Below are 3,835 nucleotides of genomic sequence, written 5' to 3' on the forward strand. Positions count from 1 at the left end.
AGTGAGCCCTCACCGCCCGCCACTGAAGCGCCCTCTTCCAAGGCGCCCGAACCGGCTGCCGATCCGGCAAAAAAAGGCATCAAATGGGTGCTRCTGCTGATCGTCCTGAGCCTGGCCTGGTATCTGTTGGCTGACCGTTTCACGCCGTATACGCAACAGGCTCGGGTCGGTGCCTTCGTGATTCCGGTGGCGGCTGAAGTGGCCGGTCAGGTGATCCGCGTGAATGTGCGCAACAACCAGGACGTCAAGGCAGGCGATGTGCTGTTCGAAGTCGATCAGCAGCCCTATCAGATAGCCGCCGACCGCGCACGCGCAGATCTTGAGTCTACCCGCCGGCAGATCGGTGCCAGCACTGCCGGCATTGCCTCCGCGCAAGCCTCGTTGCGGGCGGCCCAGGCCAATGAACTCAAGGCCCGGCAGGATAACGAACGCCTTGAAAGCCTGTACCGCCAAGACCGCGGAACCATTTCCGTGCGCCTGCTGGAAGCTTCGCGGGCCAGCCGTGAGCAGGCCGTCAGCCAAGTCGCCGCGGCCCGTGCTGAAGTCCAGCGAGCACGGGAACAGGAAGGCGGCAGCGAGGAAGACAACGCGCTGTTACGCAGCGCCGCCACGGCGTTATCAAAAGCCGAACTCGACATGGCCAACACCCAAGTCCGCGCGCGCTCGGCGGGTTTGATAACTGACCTGCGCACCGACGTCGGGCAATTCGCCTCGGTCGGCACGCCGGTCATGACCTTGATTGCCATCCACGATGTGTGGATCAGTGCGGACATGACCGAGAACAACCTGGGGCGGGTCAAGCCTGGAACTCCGGTGGCGATCGTGCTGGACGCGCTGCCGGGCGAGGTCTTCGAGGGGCGGGTGCGCAGCGTTGGCTACGGCGTCAGCGTGGGGCAGACGCCGGCGCCGGGCACCTTGCCCAGTGTGCAAAACAGTCGCGACTGGTTGCGTCCGGCCCAACGCTTCCCGGTGATCATCGAATTTTCTGACGAGGCGATGCAGGTGCTGCGTGACAGTCGCGCCATTCGTGCCGGGGGCCAGGCCGAAGTCATGGCCTTTCCTGCGCAGAATAATCCGCTGAATCCCTTGGGACGCCTGTTTTTCTGGCTGATGAGTTGGTTGTCTTATGCCTACTGATCGCCCGCCCGGATTCCAACGGGCGCCGCGTCTGGCCGTCGGCACGGCGCTGTGCCTGRCCATCAGCTTCGGCCYGGCACTGCCGATTCCGTTTATTGCGCCGGTGCTTTGCGTGTTGCTGTTGGCCACGCTTAACAAACCCCTGCCATTCAAGGCAGGCGTGATGCTGGCAGTGGTTGCGATGCTGACCACCGGCATCGGGCTGTTACTGATCCCGGTCCTGCGTTATTACCCCCTCAGCGGCGTGCTGCTGATCGGTGTCGGTCTGTTCCTGGCCTTTGGTTTCGGGCTGCGCGGCGGCAACACCTTGGTCGTGACCTTTCTGATCATCGGCCTGACGATGATTTCCTCGGCCGGCGTTGCCGAGTTCGATCTGGCGATAATGGTCATCGGTGCCCTGGTCAAGGCCTTGCTCCTCGCCGTCATCGTCGTCGCGATCAGTCACTGGCTGTTTCCMGACCCGGCCAATGCACCCTTGCCAGCTGCCGCCAGCGCTATGCCGGCGCAAGAAGTGCCAAGGATAGCGCTGCGTGCCACCCTGATCGTGATCCCAGCGTTCTTGTTGGCGCTGATCGACCCGGCCAGTTATCTGCCGATCATTTTGAAAGCGGTCAGTCTGGGCCAGCAGAGTTCAACGGTAACGACGCGCAACGCCAGTCGCGAACTGCTCGGCTCGACCTTGATGGGCGGGCTGTTGGCCATTGTGTTCTGGTGCGCGCTCAGCCTGTTCGTGCACTTGTGGATGTTCTTTCTGTGGATGCTGCTGTTCGGCTTGCTGTTGGCGCGCAAGCTCTATGCCCTGAGTCCGACTCGACAAACCCCGGGGTTCTGGCTCAACAGCCTGATCACGCTGATCATCCTGCTGGGCCAGTCGGTGCAGGACAGTCTTGCCGGCAAAGACGTCTATACCGCCTTCGCCGTGCGCATGGGGTTGTTTATCGCCCTCACGCTCTATGCCGACCTGATGGTTCACCTGATTGAACAGCGGCAGAGAACGCCCGGTGCTCAGGGCGTTACCTGATAACCCCGCCCTTGCAGGCAGCTGGTATAGGCGGTTGAACTGGTCGACGCGTTGGTCTTTTGCTGCGCCCGACGCTCCTGACGCTGGCGCGCGCCACCAACCACTGCGCCCGCCGCTGCGGTTTGCCCGGCCCGGTTCTGCCGATATTCCTGTTTCACATCGTCGTCGACCCCCTCGTAAAACTCGTCATGCTGACGCCCCCGGACCTCAGCGCCCACCGCCCCGGCAGCAGCACCCACCGCAGCACCGCGCAAGCGCCCGCCCGAGGGTGGTGGTGTTGAGGAACTCTGACTCGCCGCGACGTTGCGGCAATCGTTGATGTCCAGCTGGGTTTGTTGCGAACTCTGCCCTTTCAACGGCACAACCGTTTCGGCCTGGACCTGCGTACAGGCCATCGACACTACGACACACAGACTGAAAGACGATAACCGACTCATGATGACCTCCGACAAGGTCCACTGTGTTGGCGGGCGAGCGTCTGGCTGGGAAGCTCCTGGAACAACGCTCGATAACTGCTGGAAAACCGCCCCAAATGCCAGAACGACCAGTGCATCGCCACTTGCGCGACTGTCGTGTCGCTGGCCGTTGGGCTGAGCAACTCACGGCGCGCACTGTTGAGCCGGCGCAAACGCAACCAATGCGAGGGCGTCATCCCGGTGTACGCCTTGAACGCGTGCTGCAACTGACGCAACGAAACCCCGGCCACCTGGGACAGTTCCAGCAAGTTGAGGGTTTCTTCCGGGGTATCGGCGGCCCATTCGGCGACGCGCTTCATGATCGTTCGCTCTTCGGCCCGACGCTGCAAGCCTGCGCGATCCAGGCACACACAAGCGTTATCGAGGATGAACAAACAGTCCTCCAGCAACTGCTGGGTCAATGCCTCTTTGCTCGGCGGATCCAGCGTCTGCTCCAGTCGCGTCAAGGTGCCGCTCAACCAGCGGCTGAACAGCGCGTTCTGCCCGCAATTGAGCGGCGACATGAACAAGCCTTCGAGCCGCGCCACGTCCAGGCCATGCCGTTGAACGAATTGCGGTCCGAACACCACGGCGATTTCCTGGTAGTTCTCCGGGGTGATCCAGATGTTGCGGCTCTCGCCGTTCAACATGTACAGCGAGTTGTCGTTGCGATCGAAACAGAACGCCAGTGAACCTTCGGGGGCGCTGAAATTCTGCTCGACCCGGGTGTTCATCTGCTCTTCGTAAATCTCCACGCCTTGCAAGTCCAGATAGCGCACCCGCCCGGCGAAATGCCCCGGCGACATCTGCTGATAGTGCTGAACCCAACCCGGTGTGGCGCGGATCTGCTCGGCCACGTCGGCGGTGTTGAAGGCTTGAACCTGTAACGGATTGCACGCTGTCATGGGGTGACCTTACGCACTCGTTTGGTGCGTTTTGGTGCGGCTTAAAGTGGATAGATGGAACGCCACGGCTCACCCAAGATAGTCGTCAACGCGCCACAGGGGAAGTGTCCGGTGGATGAAGGCGCCTTCCCCGGCGTAATTCAAACCAACAATGAGGTCTTTATGAATGTCCCTTTCGATCAGCTGTTCACGTGGCTGAAAGATCACAAGATTACCGAGGTCGAGTGTGTGGTCAGCGACTTGACCGGCATTGCTCGCGGCAAGATTGCACCCACCAACAAGTTCCTGCATGAGCGAGGCATGCGCCTGCCGGAAAG

General features: G+C 61.5%; 4 protein-coding genes and 1 pseudogene. 3 read left to right on the forward strand and 2 right to left on the reverse strand.

Going from position 1 to position 3,835, the window contains the following annotated elements:
- Positions 1–1,137, forward strand: a 1,137-nt coding sequence (locus tag AC1DLB_RS24095) for an HlyD family secretion protein (RefSeq protein WP_477785768.1), incomplete at its 5' end; no start/stop codon positions are given.
- Positions 1,127–2,158 (forward strand): DUF2955 domain-containing protein, encoded by a 1,032-nt coding sequence (locus AC1DLB_RS24100; protein ID WP_477785769.1) that lies wholly within the window; start codon positions 1,127–1,129, stop codon positions 2,156–2,158. The genes AC1DLB_RS24095 and AC1DLB_RS24100, both read left to right, overlap by 11 nt.
- On the opposite strand, the gene AC1DLB_RS24105 is transcribed toward AC1DLB_RS24100, so the two are convergent.
- Positions 2,143–2,595, reverse strand: coding sequence for a YMGG-like glycine zipper-containing protein (locus AC1DLB_RS24105; RefSeq protein ID WP_064617823.1), 453 nt, complete (start codon positions 2,593–2,595; stop codon positions 2,143–2,145). The two genes, AC1DLB_RS24100 and AC1DLB_RS24105, sit on opposite strands and share 16 nt — an antisense overlap.
- Positions 2,592–3,518 (reverse strand): helix-turn-helix domain-containing protein, encoded by a 927-nt coding sequence (locus AC1DLB_RS24110; RefSeq protein ID WP_018925853.1) that lies wholly within the window; start codon positions 3,516–3,518, stop codon positions 2,592–2,594. The genes AC1DLB_RS24105 and AC1DLB_RS24110 overlap by 4 nt, the downstream gene beginning before the upstream one ends.
- Before the next feature lie 54 nt (positions 3,519–3,572).
- On the opposite strand from AC1DLB_RS24110, the pseudogene AC1DLB_RS24115 reads away from it, so the two are divergent.
- Positions 3,573–3,835: pseudogene (locus tag AC1DLB_RS24115) on the forward strand (hypothetical protein); the annotation flags it as partial.

It is taken from the genome of Pseudomonas sp. 05N434, from assembly GCF_056396965.1.

What these genes read in the sequence shown, in the direction of transcription:
- AC1DLB_RS24105 (WP_064617823.1), bottom strand. Translation starts at nt 2,595, where the DNA reads ATGAGTCGGTTATCGTCTTTCAGTCTGTGTGTCGTAGTGTCGATGGCC.
- AC1DLB_RS24110 (WP_018925853.1), bottom strand. Translation starts at nt 3,518, where the DNA reads ATGACAGCGTGCAATCCGTTACAGGTTCAAGCCTTCAACACCGCCGAC.